We start from the raw sequence: 17,682 nt of genomic DNA, 5'->3' as shown, positions 1-17,682 counted from the left end.
CCCCTTGGATAATCAGCTTACTTCTTGTTTTTCTTTCTGATCTGCAAGAAGATAAAGCCGCCGATGATAAAGGCTACCAGTACGATAGCCACGATGGTTTTAGGTTCCATTAGTTACGATCCTCCTTTTTCTTTTTCTTAAATCCGATAACGCCGCACACAGCGATGCCCACTGCGGACAGTCCTGCAAGGGCATAGAGCAGCGGCAGATTGGTTGTGTCACCGGTCTTGGGCGTATCACGCAGAACATTGTGCATCTCCACAATGGTAGTGGAGCCGATCTTGACCGTTGCCTTCTTGTCAGCAGGGATGACATACATCGAAGAAGCCGAGTTGCTTACCTCAGAAATGGTGTAGTCCCCGATGCGAAGCCCGTCAATGAAGATCTCACCCTTATCGTTGGTTTCAAGGATAATGTCATAGCCATTTGCTCCGGTAATTCGGAAAGCGAAGCCCTTGACCTTGCCGTCAGAGGAGGTCTTGACGATTTTCAGGTTGCCACGCATAGCATCATTGACGAAGCCGACGCCTGCCTTGTTCTCCACCTCGTAGGTCTTGCCGTTGGTGTCGATCATCACTTCATACACGCCGGTATCAAGAACAAATCCCTCCGGGGCTTTGGTTTCCTTGACGAAGTAGCGACCGTAGAACAAGTCGTTCATACTGTATTCGCCCTTTTCCTTTTCGGTCAGTGTGCCGAGCAGTTCATCGCCGCTGTCCAGCTTGCCGTTTGCGTTACTGTCCTTGTAGACCTCAAAGGTCGCTCCGGTCAGCTTATTGTCAGGATATTCGGAATCCACCTTGGTCAGATGGATGTTTCCACGGACATATTTGTTGACGATCTTGATCTCCACGACCTGACCGTCTGCGCCGATGGTCACGGGATAGATGGTATCATCCAGCACGAAGCCGGCGGGCTGTTCGATTTCACGGACATACCAAGTGCCGTAAGGAATATTCTCAAAAGAAAAACTGCCATCTTCAGCAGAAGTGGCAGTCAGCAGAGCGTTTTCCTTTGTAAACTCGCCATCATCCGCGCGGAACAGTCCAATCAGCGCACCGCCGAGAGCACTGCCGTTTTCATCGACCTTCTTACCGGAAACAGAACCGTAGATCAGATCATTTTCGATTGCCTTGCCGTCGTTAGCGGCAATCTTTACAACTGCCGTATCCTGACCGGCATACCCAAAGGTTACGGGATACTTGGTATCGGACAGCTTGTAGTGACTGTCGGTAGCAAGCTCCTGCACATAGTAGCTTCCAAAAGGAAGGTCAGTCTTGATTTTCGCCGTTCCGTCCTCATTCAGAGAGATGATCTCAACAAGACCATTTGCGGGAATGGAAGTGCCGCTGGCAGATACGATTTCCTCGGCGGCGAACAGCCCAAAGGAAATGTTCTTCATTTCACCGTTATTGCCAATGCCGAAGTGCTCATTCTGCTCAATGGACTTTACAAGGCTGATCTCCACCTTCTGACGCTCGTTCTCGAACGAAGTCGCCGTTTCTGTTACGGCAACATTCTGACCGGCGTAGACAAGCTCGACACAGTGGGGTTCCGGGTTGAGCACCATCCCGTGGGGCGCAGTAATCTCACGAACCTCGTATTTGCCGAGATAGAGTTCACGGCTCACCGCTGTGCCGTTTTCATCGGTTGTAACGGTGTCTACGACCTCGCCCTTCTGATTTCGGACAGTGCCGTCCGGCGTAGTAATGTCCTCTGCGGCGATGATTTCATAGACCGCACCGGGAAGGCCACGCTTTTCATACTGCGGCTGATAGATGGTGGGCAGTTCGTTTCCGCTTTCATCTACGCCGCCGATGACGGAAACGCCGAAGAACACCTCGCCGGTTTTTTCCACGGTGATGGTGCCTTTCTGTGCCATATTGGGTTTCTCCACTTTTACTACCGTAACCCCGCTTTCTTCTGTGGAATTATCCTCCGTGACATCGAAGTACACGGGCGTTTCGTCGAGGACATAGCCGTAGGGAGCCTGTACCTCGACAATAGAGTACCCCTTTCCAAAGGACAGCTTTTCCGGCGTGACAAGAGAACCTTCTGCATTGGTGTAGAACACATCAATGGTGGTGGGTGTCGGGTAGGTGAAGGTCATTGTTACGGGATTGCCGTCCGGGTCATAAATCTTGAAGCCCGCACCGGCATAAGGAATAGTCTTTCCGGTTTCTGCGTCCTGCTTCACGATTTTGATGAAGCTGTTAAAGGGTGCATTGTTGATAAGGTAACGATAAGTCGCCCCATTCTGAGAAATGAACACATCAAAGTCGGGCATCTGCTCGCTGCCCTCCCAGCCGGATACCTGATGGACGGTGTAGATGCCGTAAGGCATATCCTTGGTCTGTGCAAAGCCGTTTTCGTCACAGGTGAGATAATCACGCTCGGAAGCCTTTGCGCTATCATAGGAGCCTGCGGCTTTCAGATACACGGCAAACTCAGCACCATTTTCGGGTGTTTCGATCTGCGTATCACCGTTATCGGTGTGCTTGATGATGGCGATATTGCCCTTTACGACCTGCTCAGTTACATCATTTGCCGTCTGATTATGCTCCACGGTATAAAGCTGCGGCTCTGCACCGACCTTATGAACGGTGGAATCAAGCAGATAGCCCTCGGAGGGTGTGATCTCTCGCACCGTCCAGTCGTTATCGCAGATATACTCCTTAGTAACGAACTGCCCGTTTTTGTCGGTGGTGTAGGTATCCACAAGGGTTTCGCCCTTATAGATGCCGTAAACAGCACCGGCAAGAGAAGCATCACCCTGCGCCGTGCCGGTTTCGACATCGCTCTTGGTGACGGTCACGGAAAACTTCTTCAAAATATTGAGAAAGCTACGGTTCGTGACCTCGTTCCAGTTGATAGGCGCAGACTGCGCTTCGGGAACAACATAGCAAACGGCGGTGTCCACTTCCTCTACGGTATAAGGTGTGGAACCGGAGATAAGGACATCTTCAAAGGTCGCCACGCCGTTTGCATCAGTTGCGGCATACTCGTCCACGGCAATGCCGGAAAGTGAAGTGCCGTAAAGGTGGAAGGTCACGCCCTCGTTGAGATTGTCCTCCGAGGACTTCACGATCTGCAAATCTCCACGCTTGAGCTTGTTGTTGAAGGTCACGGTAGAAACCTGACCGGAAACCACCGTCACACGGCGGGACTCCTGCGGCTCATACTTGTCGTAATCCATCTCGGTCACGGTGTAAACGCCGGGTATCAGGTTGTCGATCTGAATCTCGCCCTTGGCGTTGGTCTTGACTGTCTGATTGATGCCGTTGCCGGTGACGGTAAAGGTGAGGTTATCCACCTTGCCGTCCTCCGAGGTTTTGACGATCTTGGCAGTGCCGTAGGATACCTTCAGGTTGAGAAATGCCTGCACGGGGTCCATAACAGTGGCTGCGTAAGTGACCGCATCCTGCATGGTTCCGTCAGGCCCATAGTGACCGTCGCTCCATACGACAACGCCCTTACGGATATTGTTCTTGCTGGCGGAGATGGGCACAGGTTCCGTAGGTGCAGTCTTAGCAGTAATGGTCAGTGTGTCGCCATTGCTCGTAAAGACAATATCGGACAGGTTGCTGCTGAAGGTATAGTCCGATACCACATGATTGCTGTCGGCCAAGGTAGCTGTGTATTGACTACCGTCCCATTTCAGCTCGACAGTCTGCGCCTTGTTGGGGGTCTTGCTCATAAAGCTGGGAATGACCGTATGGCTCTGAACGCTGGCTTCGATGCTGTCATAGTAAGCAGAGAAGCGACTATACAGCGGGTGAGAGGTGCGGTACATGGATTTCACGGCATCAGCACTGCCGGGGTCAACATGGTTGAAGTTTGCATCCCGCTCTCCGACGACCGTTTCCCATACCAGTACCTGCGTAGCCATCATGTGCGCCATTTTGTCGGCATCGGCATCATTCTGCGAGCGCCAGTCGAGGGACAAGTCACCCTGATAGCCATACTGCATGATTCTGCCCAGCAGTGTCTTGATGGTATCGGCATCAATCGTGCTGTTGTAATCAGATGGATAGTTCTTCCAATAATCCTCGCCGTATCTTGTATAGGTTTTCTCCAGCAGACGGGGAACCCCCGGCTCGATGCAGTAGCAGGCAGGGCCATCGAAGGAACCGATGGTGTGCAGTGTAGTCATCCATGTTGCCTCACCGGAGGTCCAGCCGTTCATATAATGCAGCTCATCATGACCCCAAGTGCCGCTGTAATCAAGATTGGCATCCCCGCTGCGGGGGAAGCCAATGGAATAGGATTTTGCCACTTCGCCGGAAGAGAAAGCGGCAAAGGCGGTAATACCGCCGCCGAGAATGGTTGTGAAGCAGATCAGCAGCGCCATAAGCCCTGAAATGCTTCTGCGATAGAGTTTTTTCATTTGCGTACCTCCTTGTAGATACGAAAAAAGCACCGCATAGCTGCGATGCTGATTTCAAAATGTTTGATTTATGCGTATCCGATGTAGATCAGATAGCTGCCAGCGGAGACGGGTTCATACCAGACCCACACATCGGTGATGTCCGCATCTGCCGCATAGCGATTGAGTCGGGATTGTATGTCCCGTTCCAGATAGACACATCCTGCATCCGCATCAATGGGGTTGTCCCAGCAGTACACGGCTTCGCTGTTCAGCGCAAGACCGACACTCTCGGCATAGCTCTTAGCAAAACTGATCCAGTAGCTGATGTCAAATGCCGGCTCTGTGGATTCCTGCTTGGGTGGCTCTGTGGGTTGTGCTTGATCTGCCGGTTTTGGTTCTTCCGTTGCCGGAGGTGTGGGCTGTTCTTTTTCAGTCGGGGCAGCGGTTTCCGGTCGGCGTTCGGACTCGTCTGTTTTCTTTTCAGGTTCGCTTGGCTGTGGCAGCACTGCCGTGCTGTGGTCAGCCTGATCGGGAACCTCTGTTGTTTGGGTGTCACTTTCCGATACGCTTGCCGGGAACTCTGCGGCACGGCTATCCGTTTGTGATTCTGTGCTTTGGGGACGGTCAACCTCCGTTTTCTTTTCTGCCTGAGCTGTTTCTGATTCGCTGGGGACGGGGTTACTGTCCGAAGAAGAAATGGGGTCAGGCGTCTGTGCAATATGCGAGGCGTTGTTGCATCCCGTAGTCAGACACAGAAACACAGCGAGTAGAATAACTGCGATTTTGGATTTCATACGCTTCACTCCCTTCGACTACATTCTACCCGATGAGAACCGTTCCGACAAAGATGCGTTTTGAAGCGCAACTTTTCATCATACCGCCAAAACGCAGTTTTCCGAATTGTGCGAACTCCGTTTGCTCTTAGATAGATTTAACTTAGAGAGATAGAGATAAATCAGGAGATAGTTTATTTCGGATAGTCTGGAAGTTCTCAGGGGATGGAGTGTGAGGAAGGGGACGGCAGGAAACATGCTCCGCCTGCATTTAGCGGCTGTCACGCTCTGCCCGCTGACGAAGAAAGCGGCTGTAATGCTCCAGTGCTTTGACCACATAATCCTCCGTTTGGCTTACGGGGATATTTTTCGGGATCAGACTTCGCACCTTGTCCCCACGCAGGACGATCTTCTCCCGCTGGTTTGGTTTCTCCTCGCCCATAATAGCGGAAACAACCTCCGGCGTGAGCTTTCCATCTGTGAAGAACTTCCGCATACGAATGGTCTGATCGTGGGACGGGGTACATTGGTTCAGGTCAATTTCGTCCACCACGGCTCGCTGGCTGTCCTCGTCCAAATAGGATAGCTCCACCGCAGGACGCATTTTAATTTTGCCCTCGTCCACAAGGTCAAGCAGTTCAGGCACAAGGTTTGTCAGACGGATATAGCGATGAATTTGATTTCTGCTATCGCCGGTTTCTTCTGTTATGGCTTCAGAGCTTCTATCAAACTTCGTCCCCACTGGGGACAAAGTTAAATCTGAACGCTGTCCTTGCCGTTTCATCGCTTCCAGCCGCATTTTATAGGCAAACGCCTTTTCTGAGGGAAGTATCTGCGACCGCTGGTAATTGCTTTCCACCATAAGAACGGTGGCGGCGTCACGGTCAAGGTCTACGACCTCACAACGGAGCGCTTCAAAACCGGCAAGTTCACAAGCTCGTTTTCGCCTGTGACCGGAAATCAGCTCGTATCTGCCATCCTCTTTCTGACGGACGGTAGCCGGAGTAATGACTCCTCGCTCCTTGACGCTCTCCACAAGCTGTATCATATCCTCGTCGTCCCGCACCTTAAATGGGTGGTCGGGAAAATCGTCGATCAGCTCAAGGGGAATATCTCGGATTTTACTGAGCTTGGCATCATCCCGTTCCTCTTGCGTAGAGAACAGCTCATCGAGTGTGTTCGTGGGAAGCGTGAAGTCGCTCTTTCTGCCTGCCATCGGCTAACACCTCCTTCGTAAAATCCGTGTAAGCCTTAGACACGGTGCTGCTCGGCTCATAGGCGTATATGCTTTTCCCTTTAGATGAAACCTCGGCGGCTTTTACGGCAATGGGAATGGTCGTCCGGTATATCCTGATCCGACAACCGAAGTTCTCTCGCAACGCTTCTACCGTACTTTTAGCAAGATTGGTTCTACCGTCTACAAGCGTGAGCAGAATACCGTCGATTGTCAGGTTCCGATTGGTGTGCTTCTTCACCTTGGCAATCGTCGATAAAAGTTGCGTCATACCTTTTGCGGGGAGATACTGTGCCTGCACGGGAATAATCACACTGTCCGCCGCAGTCAGAGCATTGAGCGTTATCATACCGAGGGACGGCATACAATCTATCAGTACATAGTCGTATCTGTCCTTCACTTGGCTGAGATAGTTTTTCATCACGCTCTCTCTGCTCATTGCAGTCACAAGGCTCATCTCCAACGCTGAAAGGTCAAGGTTTGACGGAACAAGGTCAACCTTTTCTTCGTGGCTGAGAATGCCGGAGAACAGGTCTTGCTGTTCTTCCCGCATTACCGCTGATAGCTTATTGGAAAGGGTCTGCTGCAAGCTGTCCGTGTCCTGCCAACCGAGGCAGGTAGTAAGGTCGCCCTGCGGGTCAGCATCCACGAGAAGTACCTTTTTGCCCTGCATAGCCAATCCAATGCCGAGGTTTACTGCCGTGGTGGTTTTCCCCACGCCGCCTTTTTGGTTGCATATCGCTATGGTTTTACAGTTTGGCATTTCGCTTTTCCTCCTTCTTTATGGATTTCATAACTGCTTTTGAAAACAGCTATGTATATGTCCGCTGTATTTGTTCTCAACGTCCCCTGCGGCGGCTTTTGCCTTACGGGAAACACTTAGGTCACGGTGTGCTGCACCGTGTTCATAGGAATCTCACCTCTGCCGGGTTCTCCGCCAGCTCCGTAGAGAAGTATCATTATCATTCTGACTGTCATCGCCGTTCCGGTGGCAAACCGGATTTCAGATCAGGGGTTCTCGCTCATACTCCGAGATGGAGAAGTCACGGCGTACCTATCTTCGGGCTATCATCAGAAATAATGTCCCAAGTGCCTGTATATTCAGTTTTCAAGGATCACGAAGCGGCTCCTGAACGGAGTCAGGAATTAACCCCTTCACATACTCTGAATAAGGGGTGGGTTTTGGCAGGGTGTTTTTCAAAAAAAGTTGAAAAATTTTTTTTGTGACCCTCTGAAACAAAAAAGCCGCCTTTCCGAAAGCGGAAAAGTGGCACAGGGTTTAAGGACATATATAATAGGAAAAGGGCTGCTCATCCCCAAGCGGGGAATAAGCAGCCCAAGCTATGTTTAGATGTAGACAACTTTGAGTTTCTTCTTTTTTGCACGGATTACCTTTACCAACACCTCATCAACGGCATCGGTATATTTTCCTTGCTGCATACGGAGGTTTTTGAAATCAATTAGGGACTCTATAATCTCTGACCGTTCCTGATTGGTTAGGTAGATATGATATTTCTGCTCTTTCATCTCGACACCTCCTTGCTTGCTCTCAGTATACAATGGATGCGTATTATTTGAAACTTTACGATTTCTTACTCTTGATAGACACCCATAAATGCGAGTGTTGCTGAGTTCAATATCCGTCGGGAAACAGGGCAGCAATCGCCCTGCAAATTAGCAAGATTTTTAGCAAAACAGGGTGTTCAATTAGCAGGGGAGTCGTTTCCATTAGCAAAACGGCATTTTTCTTGCTAATTTTCATTAGCAGACATCTCGCCAAAAGGCGAGCGTTGTTTCTCGGCGGAGCTTGCTAATGAGGATCGATTTGAGAGAAAAGGGGCAGAAATAAATAAAGCCGAAAACCCTTGTAAATAAAGGCTTTCGGCGTTGTTTGTGGCGTCCTCGCCCGGACTCGAACCGGGGGCGTTCCGCTTAGGAGTAGACCCGATACGACATCGGGAAGTGGCATCTAATGCTTAAAAATGCTTGGAAATACAAGGTTTTTCAGCATTTCAAATCCCATCTGATACTACGCTGTGATAGCTAATTCAGAGGGATTTTACACCGTCCGATTGGCTCGAAATTAGCAAGTCTTTCGATTTTTGGTGGACGTTGCAAGTGCAAGTAAATGTCACTATGTAACTTCTCGTGATGCGAAATGATAGGAAATCCTATTCATTCTCGTGTGAGGGTGCGGGTGTCCTTAGACACAGATTTCAGTCTGTTTTATATATCATTTCAAAATGAATTTTTCAACCAGAATTATTAAGAATTTCAAAGGTTTTTCAGACTCAATGATTCTATGTAATTTAGACCCGCCGAAGCAGGTCTTTTTTTATTTCAGCATAATCTCTCTATCCTCAGCGCCGAGCATATAAGCACCCTTGGCAAAAGCATCCCTTGCAAGAAGCTCTGCTACATCAACCCTATCGAACAGCATCCATATTTCTTTCTCTTTCGGAGTCAGTTCATGGCTATGGTCAAACAAATGCTCAAGTCCCAATCCTTCAAGCAATGCCGACTTTGCTGCTTTGTATTCCTCAGCTCTGCCAACATATTCGTCGTTCCTTTCCTTGGAAAATGCCTCGATATTGTCAGCTCTCAGATGCTCGTAATACTCGTCCATAAAGATTCTATCCATACTCGTTGACCTCCATAACAAAAAAATAAGGGCAGACCCTTTTACAGCTATTGTAGCTATGTAAAAGGATCTGCCCTTGCAGTTACTATAATGTTTTTGCCAGCGACTTCAGGAGTGCTGCCATTTCCGGATTTTGCAGAAGCTTCAGAAGAAGTTCTTTATCATCAGCGGAGCTTTCCGTTGCGGCTGGTTGAACCGGCTCAGGCGTTGCCTGTCTGCCTGAGTAGAACGCAGCTTCCATTCTTTCAGCGTTCAGTCTGCGGTCATCGTCGATGATATGGGAGTAAACATCCGCTACCATCTTGACCTGTGCATGACCGGAATCGCCTTGAACGGATTTCATATCGCCGCCGTTCAGCTTCAGCTTGTAAGTGATACTGGAATGTCGGAGACTATGGAAAACCACTTTCGGCAGTCCCTTCTCCTCAATCAGCTTATTGAAAGCACGGTTGATAACCTGCCCCTCAATCGGCTTGCCATTGGAAGAACAGAAAACCAGATTGAAGTCTACGAACTCGTCACCGAAAAGGTCTTTCAGTTCTTCGATGTCAGCCTTTCGCTGTACCAACATTTCCGCTACGGTTTTCGGTAAGAACACCTTGCGGACACTTGTTTTGGTCTTAGGAGTTTTGAGAACCAATGCGGTATGCGTACTGGCGAAGGTCGGTGGGAACTTGAACATGATGTCCTTACCGTCCAGATCTGCCATCGCTTCACGATTTACTCTCTGCAACTCCTTTTCAACGAAGATGCTTGCCTGACCAAGTTCAATACTGGTGGGGGAAATGTCAATACAGTCCCAGGTAAGCCCCAGAAGCTCGCCCATTCGCAGGGAACAGGAGAAGGCAAGGTTAATAGCCAGACGAAGAATATCATCGTCACAGGCTTCCAGAGCCTTCTGGAGCACTTCTGCTGTCCAGATATCCCTGGTCTTGTGTTCTTCTTTCGGCAGCGTAGCGTGCTCCACAGGGTTTCTGGTCATCAATTCCCACTTGACCGCTTGATTGAAAGCATTTCGCAATGTCTTGTGAACCTCTCGGACAGTATGCGGAGTCAGATATTCTGTACGGGCTTTTACATACTTAGAAGAAACCGCTTTGACAGAAAGCAAATCTCGGTAATACTTGTCCATGATTCTCGGCGTGACATCCTCCAGCTTCATATCACCGATGAGGGGACGAATATAGTTTGCAATCAGGCTCTTTCTGCTTTCATAGGTAGACATCGCCCAGGTGTTCACACCATAGATTGACATATACTCATCCAAAAGATCATTGACGGTTTTAGCAGAAGGGGGAATAAAGGTTCCGGACTCCTGCTCATATTCAACCTGCAACTTCCTTTTCTTTGCTTCGGCATTCGTTTCAAAGGTTTCCCACTTCTGACGCTTGTTGCCGTTCTCATCGGTGTATGTATAAACCACAGAATACTTCTTTTTTCTCTTAACGATAGATGCCATGTAATCAGCTCCTTTCCTGTCTATCTTCCGCTAACTGGTAGCGGGTCTGATTGTGATACCATTTTTCAAAGCTCTCTTTGGTAGCTCGCTTATACCTGCCAACCTTGATAAGCTCAAAATCTTCATTGGCAACGATATAGTAAATGGTCTGACGATGTACCCCAAGCATTCTTGCCATTTCCGGCAGACCGTAGGTGGATGCCATAATATCTGCATCCAGTTCCTGATCCTCTACCGTGCGGTAATCGGTTTGAGAAGCATACCATCTTTCAAAGCTCTCCTTTGTCACTCTGCGCTTGCCCAGGACATCGACCACATCAAAATGCCCTTTGGCAACCAGTTCGTAAGCAGTCGCTTCTTTCAGCCCAAGGCGCTGTCCAAGCTCCTCCATTGAATATGTAGTTTTCTTCAATTCCTCGCCGGGAGGGGTTCCATCGACCTTCTGGTATTTGAACTGATTGGCATACCATTCTTCAAAGCTGTCGATCATCACCCTCATGGTGTTGCCGACAAGAATGGTTTTGAAGTAATTCTTCTTAATGAGCCAGTATGACTCCGTTTTACCAAGACCGAGCATCCTGCCCATTTCCAGAACAGACATACTCGTGCGTTTTCTCATTTCCGCCATCGTACAACCTCCTATGTAAAAAATGTAGCCATGTGTTTCTTGTCATGGCTACATTTTATCGAACTCTCAATATGTTTTGAAGTTTGTCGCCGGGTTGTACGACGCCCTTGACAAATCTTACATTTGATGATCCAACCACTCATCAAAACTCTTTTTGGAGATTCTGATACTGCCACCGATGCGGACGCTATGGAAAACTTTCTTTTTCACAAGGTTGTATGCGCTGGTTCTGCTGATGCCCAGAATATCCTGAATCTCATCAACCGTATAGGTTCTCTTATCAAACTGAACTGCGTTAGCAGCCATCGCTTCTTCGGTGCGCTGATTCATGGCAGCGATTCTTTCTTCAAACATTTATGTTCACTCCTTCGCTCTCTTTGCTTTATGTTTTGGGGAACGCTTTTTCAGCTGTTCCATTGCCAGGCTGACAGATAAGGCTTTCTCAATCGCTACCATTTCACGGGGCGTTACCTTACCTAAGTAATTATCAATCCTGCTTTTATCAATGGTACGAATCTGTTCCAGCTGAACAACGGACGCTTCTTTGAATGCAGGATTGTCGTAAATAACAAAGTGCGTCGGCATATTCGCTTTCTTATGGATTCTGGTGGTGACCGTTGCCACAATCAATGTGGGAGCGTGTTTATTACCGGTATCGTTCTGAATGACGATAACCGGACGGATGCCGCCTTGTTCCGACCCAACTACCGGGTCCAGCTTGGCGCAATAAATATCACCACGGCAATATACCCAATTTTCTTTCATCATGTGCCATGACCTCCTTTCGTTGGCTATGTAATAACTGACTGCCAGAAAGGAATCAGGCAGTCAGTCCAAAAGTCTATGTGTCCCATATTTGCCACGCACCCCTGGGAAAGAGGGCTTACGCCCTCAGGGAATCACCGAACGACTGATTGCGAATCAGTTCCATAGGAATCTAACCTCTGCCGGGTTCTCCGCCAGCTCCGTAGAGAAGTATCTTTAATCCTGTTGCTTTCATGGCCGTATTGGGAGCAACCCAATATTTACAAGCCAGTATTGATCGCTGGCATCGGGAGAGAGACAAGCGCTTAATTTATAGAAGAAAGTCGTTCTGTTTCTCTATCCGATACGTCTCGGCGTACCGCTGATGTGGCTGATGCTCTCGCACCGGCAACAGGAACGTATTCGATGACTGTGTATTCAGTTTTCAAGGATCAAGCAGCCGATTTTCTTTGGCTGTATCTAAATTGTACCTGTTCCTCATGCAAGTTTTTATTGCCTCGTAGGTATAGTTTTGAGGTTATTCACGACCTAAAAATATGTAATCAAGGGTTGTCTCAAAGCGCACAACCAGTTCGATTGCCAAATCAATAGAGATACCTCTGTTGCCGGTTTCAATTCGTGCAATGGTGTTTGCGGCAACACCTAACTGCTCCGCAAGCTGTTCCTGTGTAAGCCCATGTTCCTTTCTCAAGGCTTTAATTCTTTTTCCGCTTTCAACCAAGTCGTAATACATTTTCGTTCCTCCGTGTTTTTGAATTTGTGAAGTTGCAAAATCAAAAACAGCGGGAGGAGATCGTGCCCGATTCTCAATACCCTTTGCCATCTGCCTGTCCTCCTTGCAGGCATAAAAAAAGAGCCGGAGTAAATTACTCCAAGCTCTCGTTCATGCCTTTGTGTTAATTATGGGGGAAAATAGGCAGGTATAAAAAAAGCCCCGTACCCATTACAGGCACGAGGCGTAACTCTCTCTATTCAATTTTATGCCGCTATCTCCCAGCATAGCCATTTTAACACTGGACAAGTCGGACTTTCAGTAGGGGAACCGTCGTATTTTCATCGGATTTTAGTCGGACTAAAATCCTGTCTTAGCATTCACAATAACACAATGCTTCTTCCTCCCGGGCACTTTCCAGGAAATCTTTCAATTTAGGAATGGCTGTTCCCCAAAGTGACAGACCAAATAACAGTATCGCTTCTTTCTTTCGGTCATAGTAGGTGCTGCGTTCCATATTCAAAACCTCCAGCATTTCTGATTCCCTGTACTTGAAGCGGTTGAGATATGCCTTTGAGATAATCTCACAGTACAGAGCGCCTTTATCTGGATATTCTCTGATTTTCAACATAGCCATATCTACCAGTTCAATGATCCACTTTGTCTCAAATAAGCTGCGAATGCGTTCTTCAAATCGTTCTCTCGCTTCATCCGGAGCAAAGTTCTCCAGATAAATCAATGCACCATCTAAGCTGTCACCGTAAGTACAAATAAGGGTATCACATACATCATTCGCACGATCAATGGTAGACCAGCACACCTCTCGATATATGGATAAAATCAGCTTTGCTCTTTCATACAGAACCTTCTCGTCAATGTTCTGCATCCGGCAAAGCATTCGAATACTGCTTAATACCTGTGTATTATATCTGCTCATTCAGAATCTCCTTTCAGCCTAATCCATAAAATAAGAATTCCTTTCTAACTCCTGTCACTTGGCTAAAGGGAAACAAATACCATGGGACAAGAATGACTATAACTTCCGATATTTGATTAAAATAACAGAAGTGAAATCGGAAGTTCTTGACTTTATAAAAGTTCCGATATATAATTAAGTGGAATTAAAACTTCTGTTATGATTCTTATTATAGCATTTTCCAGAAGTTTGTCAACAAATAATCGGAAGTTACGAATAAATATTTTTTGAAAGGAAGGATACTACCATGACATTTGGAGAAAAAATTAAAGAAGCTCGTTTGGCTATGAACCTATCTCAAACGGAGCTTGCCCAGATGACCGGCATTTCCGAAAGATCCCTTTACACCTATGAGCAGCTCGGAACACTCCCCAGAAAAAGCAACATCAGAAAACTTGCTGAAGCACTGCATATCTCTGTGTCCTATCTTTTGGACGAATCTGAAACGGATAGCCAGAGCCATATAGATCAGGATATGTTTATTTTAGAGGCAAAGGAAAACTTCGGTTCAAAAGGAGCAAAAGAAGCTCAGGAAGTGTTGGGTCGTGTAAATTCTCTGTTTGCCGGTGGAGAATTGGACGAGGACGCAAAAGATGTATTCTTCCAGGCGATTATGTCAGTTTATATGGACTCTAAGAAAACAGCACGGGAAAAGTACACTCCGAAGAAATACAGAAAGCATAAAGATAAAGAGTAAAATCCTCAAGCACAGAATATGTTTTCTGTGTGCGATTCGGAGGTGAAGCAAATGAAAACGGCAGAGCATATCATTGAAACTGTCGATAAGCTTGTGCGAAAATATCACACCAGAGACCCTTACGAGCTATGTCAGCTGTTAGGTATCAAAATCCACTATTACGATTTACAGAAGAAATTGAAGGGCTTCTTCTATTACCAGTCCAGACAAAAGAATATCGTGATAGATCACAATGTGAACGGTATCCTGGAGCGTATATTAGTCGCACATGAATTAGGACACGCTGTCCTGCATACAAAAATCGCTATGATGCACGGCTTTCAAGAAATGGAAGTTTTTGATGATAGATCAATCGAAGAAAATGAAGCAAACTTCTTTGCGGCGGAGCTTCTGTTAGAAGATGGGAAAGTCCTGGAATGCCTTTCGGAACACACATTTTTTGAAACGGCTAAAATGCTCTATGTACCGGCAGCATTATTAGACTACAAATTCAGCCTGCTCCACGAAAAAGGAGAGCTGGTAAATTCGATGTATATTCGTAAAGCAGATTTCCTGAAAGAAGATCTTCATGCCTACGATAACGACATTGGTTATGGCGATATATGAATATCTATTTTTATATCTTTACAGAAAAAGTCCACCAGTACGATGCGTAGTGCATCATGACTGGTGGACTTTTTGCTTCTTAAAGAATCAGTATATTGTGCTGCAAAAAAGAACCCCATAGCAGTTCACTCTGTACCGTCAATGGGCTTCTTTTTCATTATATCAATCAAGCTCCGCTTTTTTTATCATCTCTTGCTGGTCAATCAAGACATCAATCAACTTTCCTACGGTTATCAATGTTGTTACATTACACTTTTTCAGTTTTGCAGCAATCTCATTATCAATGATGCTGTCGCATTTTGCATATGGGGTATCCAGTAAAAAATAGTCAAAGTTCTTTTCCAAGACGAATGCCAGTTTTAGAAGCATTGCCAAAGAAACTTTCGTCTGTCCAACTTCAACATGGCTCATATGATTGTTCGAGCAACCAACCAACGCACCCAAATCAGCCTGACTATAACCCTTTTCCAGTCGGGCAGCTCTAATGCGCTGACCAATCTTAACGTAATCAATTTCCGGTTGCGTTTCAATCACCTCCATGCTGTGTATGATTCTGCTATACATTATAAAATGTACCAAAAATCTCAACAACCAACATCGGGTGCAAGTTGCATTTATAAATGCAATATGATAAAATTTTATAGGCAGATTGCATTAAATGATAGAATGAAAAGAACCCCAAGACGACAATATGAGCTATCTTGAGGTTCTTTAAAATAAAAAATTCGTAGAGTACATTACTCCACGAATCGCATTCTTCTCTGTTTTTTTTAGTTTATATCTTTATTTTACAAATTGTCGCACTGTTTGTCAATATGTTAGGGACATAAAACACGAGGTTTTGCACAAAAATCCATCTTAGAAAGTTCCAAAGTCACAATTTGCCGTCAGAATTATAGTCATATTGAAGGAGGTGTACCTTATGGCACGAAAAGGAGAAAATATTTACAAAAGGAAAGACGGCAGATGGGAAGGAAGATACATTAAGTCCCGATCTTCTACAGGCAAAGCCAATTACGGTTATGTTTATGCAAAGTCATATCGAGAAGTCAAGGCAAAACTTATCAGTCAAAGTTCGTGCACGAGTAATTCTGTCACTGTCGATCCAGAAATTAGCTCAGATCAATTTGAACAGGTTGCTATGGAATGGTTTCAAGCTATATGTCCTAAAGTGAAGGAATCTACAAGCAACAAATATAGGAATCTTCTCAGCTCGTATATACTTCCTGTGTTCGGAAGCAAACAATTGCGTGATATAACACACGAGTTTATTGAAACGCAGTGTAATTTTTTCCTTGTTTCTGGTGGATTAAAGGAGAATGGACTTTCCTCTAAAACTGTTTCAGATATTTTATCTCTAATTCGAAATGTCTTACAATTTGCCACCCGAAACGGGAAAGCCATTTCTTGTGACGCACGATCTATACAGATAAAACGTCAAACGAAGGAAATGAGAGTTTTGAGTCGTGCTGAACAGGAAAAATTATGCCAATACTTGTATTCTAATCTTGATTCCTGCAATATTGGTATATTAGTAGATGCTAAAAATTTGTAATTAAGAAGGAGTGATTACATGAACAAAAATATAAAATATTCTCAAAACTTTTTAACGAGTGAAAAAGTACTCAACCAAATAATAAAACAATTGAATTTAAAAGAAACCGATACCGTTTACGAAATTGGAACAGGTAAAGGGCATTTAACGACGAAACTGGCTAAAATAAGTAAACAGGTAACGTCTATTGAATTAGACAGTCATCTATTCAACTTATCGTCAGAAAAATTAAAACTGAATACTCGTGTCACTTTAATTCACCAAGATATTCTACAGTTTCAATTCCCTAACAAACAGAGGTATAAAATTGTTGGGAGTATTCCTTACCATTTAAGCACACAAATTATTAAAAAAGTGGTTTTTGAAAGCCATGCGTCTGACATCTATCTGATTGTTGAAGAAGGATTCTACAAGCGTACCTTGGATATTCACCGAACACTAGGGTTGCTCTTGCACACTCAAGTCTCGATTCAGCAATTGCTTAAGCTGCCAGCGGAATGCTTTCATCCTAAACCAAAAGTAAACAGTGTCTTAATAAAACTTACCCGCCATACCACAGATGTTCCAGATAAATATTGGAAGCTATATACGTACTTTGTTTCAAAATGGGTCAATCGAGAATATCGTCAACTGTTTACTAAAAATCAGTTTCATCAAGCAATGAAACACGCCAAAGTAAACAATTTAAGTACCGTTACTTATGAGCAAGTATTGTCTATTTTTAATAGTTATCTATCATTTAACGGGAGGAAATAATTCTATGAGTCGCTTTTGTAAATTTGGAAAGTTACACGTTACTAAAGGGAATGTAGATAAATTATTAGGTATACTACTGACAGCTTCCAAGGAGCTAAAGAGGTCCCTAGCGCCTACGGGGAATTTGTATCGATAAGGGGTACAAATTCCCACTAAGCGCTCGGGACCCCTTGTAGGAAAATGTCCTAAGTGTGGCAACAATATTGTATTAAAAAAATCGTTTTATGGTTGTTCAAATTATCCTGAATGTACCTTCACTTTAGCTGAACATTTTAGAAAGAAAAAACTCACCAAAACAAATGTAAAAGAATTACTAGAGGGAAAAGAAACCCTGGTAAAAGGAATCAAAACGAAAGATACTCAACTCATCCATGCAACGATGATAGGGTTGCAGCATTGCAAAATTTAGGTGTACCCTATTCTCGATACTAAATTCATAATCTCACAAATTGGCAAGCAGTGTAAACCTGTACAGGTTCACTCATTTTCTCGATTTTCCCTTCGGTGCAAT

The 17,682-nt window shown here is 45.7% G+C and carries 18 protein-coding genes; 5 read left to right on the top strand and 13 right to left on the bottom strand.

The window, feature by feature from the left end; translation table 11 throughout:
- Positions 1-109: 109 nt before the first annotated feature.
- The 12 genes from IAG03_RS10110 to IAG03_RS10055 form a co-directional block, all read right to left on the bottom strand.
- The gene (locus IAG03_RS10110) at positions 110-4,387 is read right to left on the bottom strand and encodes a SpaA isopeptide-forming pilin-related protein (RefSeq protein ID WP_249319923.1); all 4,278 of its coding nucleotides are present in this window, start codon (positions 4,385-4,387) and stop codon (positions 110-112) included.
- A 68-nt stretch (positions 4,388-4,455) separates the two neighbouring features.
- Complete coding sequence (locus tag IAG03_RS10105) at positions 4,456-5,163, bottom strand: hypothetical protein (RefSeq protein ID WP_249319922.1); 708 nt, start codon at positions 5,161-5,163, stop codon at positions 4,456-4,458.
- A gap of 250 nt (positions 5,164-5,413) precedes the next feature.
- Positions 5,414-6,358, bottom strand: a complete 945-nt coding sequence (locus IAG03_RS10100; protein WP_249319921.1) for a ParB/RepB/Spo0J family partition protein — start codon at positions 6,356-6,358, stop codon at positions 5,414-5,416.
- Positions 6,309-7,139: a ParA family protein gene (locus tag IAG03_RS10095; RefSeq protein WP_249319920.1), complete on the bottom strand. Its 831-nt coding sequence runs from the start codon at positions 7,137-7,139 to the stop codon at positions 6,309-6,311. Before IAG03_RS10095 ends, IAG03_RS10100 begins: the two co-directional genes overlap by 50 nt.
- Before the next feature lie 584 nt (positions 7,140-7,723).
- Positions 7,724-7,903 (bottom strand): hypothetical protein, encoded by a 180-nt coding sequence (locus tag IAG03_RS10090; protein ID WP_021858228.1) that lies wholly within the window; start codon positions 7,901-7,903, stop codon positions 7,724-7,726.
- Positions 7,904-8,711: 808 nt separating this feature from the next.
- Positions 8,712-9,017: a hypothetical protein gene (locus IAG03_RS10085; protein ID WP_002304425.1), complete on the bottom strand. Its 306-nt coding sequence runs from the start codon at positions 9,015-9,017 to the stop codon at positions 8,712-8,714.
- Between the two features lie 85 nt (positions 9,018-9,102).
- On the bottom strand, positions 9,103-10,476 hold the full coding sequence (locus IAG03_RS10080) for a site-specific integrase (protein WP_002304423.1): 1,374 nt from the start codon (positions 10,474-10,476) through the stop codon (positions 9,103-9,105).
- 4 nt (positions 10,477-10,480) lie between these two features.
- Positions 10,481-11,104, bottom strand: a complete 624-nt coding sequence (locus IAG03_RS10075; RefSeq protein WP_002304420.1) for a helix-turn-helix domain-containing protein — start codon at positions 11,102-11,104, stop codon at positions 10,481-10,483.
- 117 nt (positions 11,105-11,221) lie between these two features.
- The gene (locus tag IAG03_RS10070; RefSeq protein WP_477100006.1) at positions 11,222-11,434 is read right to left on the bottom strand and encodes a helix-turn-helix domain-containing protein; all 213 of its coding nucleotides are present in this window, start codon (positions 11,432-11,434) and stop codon (positions 11,222-11,224) included.
- 30 nt (positions 11,435-11,464) lie between these two features.
- Complete coding sequence (locus IAG03_RS10065; protein WP_002304415.1) at positions 11,465-11,869, bottom strand: type II toxin-antitoxin system PemK/MazF family toxin; 405 nt, start codon at positions 11,867-11,869, stop codon at positions 11,465-11,467.
- A gap of 517 nt (positions 11,870-12,386) precedes the next feature.
- Positions 12,387-12,692, bottom strand: a complete 306-nt coding sequence (locus IAG03_RS10060) for a helix-turn-helix transcriptional regulator (protein WP_002304413.1) — start codon at positions 12,690-12,692, stop codon at positions 12,387-12,389.
- A gap of 262 nt (positions 12,693-12,954) precedes the next feature.
- A complete protein-coding gene (locus tag IAG03_RS10055; RefSeq protein ID WP_002304412.1) occupies positions 12,955-13,518 on the bottom strand; it encodes a hypothetical protein in 564 nt (187 codons plus the stop codon).
- A 286-nt stretch (positions 13,519-13,804) separates the two neighbouring features.
- Between IAG03_RS10055 and IAG03_RS10050 the strand changes: the two genes are divergently transcribed.
- Positions 13,805-14,254: a helix-turn-helix domain-containing protein gene (locus IAG03_RS10050; protein WP_002304411.1), complete on the top strand. Its 450-nt coding sequence runs from the start codon at positions 13,805-13,807 to the stop codon at positions 14,252-14,254.
- A gap of 51 nt (positions 14,255-14,305) precedes the next feature.
- On the top strand, positions 14,306-14,860 hold the full coding sequence (locus IAG03_RS10045) for an ImmA/IrrE family metallo-endopeptidase (RefSeq protein WP_002304410.1): 555 nt from the start codon (positions 14,306-14,308) through the stop codon (positions 14,858-14,860).
- Between the two features lie 162 nt (positions 14,861-15,022).
- On the opposite strand, the gene IAG03_RS10040 is transcribed toward IAG03_RS10045, so the two are convergent.
- The gene (locus IAG03_RS10040) at positions 15,023-15,400 is read right to left on the bottom strand and encodes a helix-turn-helix domain-containing protein (protein ID WP_002578940.1); all 378 of its coding nucleotides are present in this window, start codon (positions 15,398-15,400) and stop codon (positions 15,023-15,025) included.
- Positions 15,401-15,782: 382 nt separating this feature from the next.
- Here IAG03_RS10040 and IAG03_RS10035 point away from each other — a divergent pair, with 382 nt between their 5' ends.
- The 3 genes from IAG03_RS10035 to IAG03_RS10025 all read left to right on the top strand — a co-directional run bounded on the left by IAG03_RS10035 (position 15,783) and on the right by IAG03_RS10025 (position 17,580).
- On the top strand, positions 15,783-16,415 hold the full coding sequence (locus IAG03_RS10035) for an N-terminal phage integrase SAM-like domain-containing protein (protein ID WP_235844072.1): 633 nt from the start codon (positions 15,783-15,785) through the stop codon (positions 16,413-16,415).
- 18 nt (positions 16,416-16,433) lie between these two features.
- A complete protein-coding gene (gene erm(B), locus IAG03_RS10030) occupies positions 16,434-17,171 on the top strand; it encodes a 23S rRNA (adenine(2058)-N(6))-methyltransferase Erm(B) (RefSeq protein WP_118219131.1) in 738 nt (245 codons plus the stop codon).
- 145 nt (positions 17,172-17,316) lie between these two features.
- Positions 17,317-17,580 (top strand): topoisomerase DNA-binding C4 zinc finger domain-containing protein, encoded by a 264-nt coding sequence (locus IAG03_RS10025; RefSeq protein WP_118219135.1) that lies wholly within the window; start codon positions 17,317-17,319, stop codon positions 17,578-17,580.
- Positions 17,581-17,682: the final 102 nt, after the last annotated feature.

The sequence above is a fragment of the Yeguia hominis genome (assembly GCF_014384705.1).
Lineage (GTDB): Bacteria > Bacillota > Clostridia > Oscillospirales > Acutalibacteraceae > Yeguia > Yeguia hominis.
Note: the sequence above shows the minus strand (reverse complement) of the source record. Positions and strands in the feature narration are given on the sequence as shown.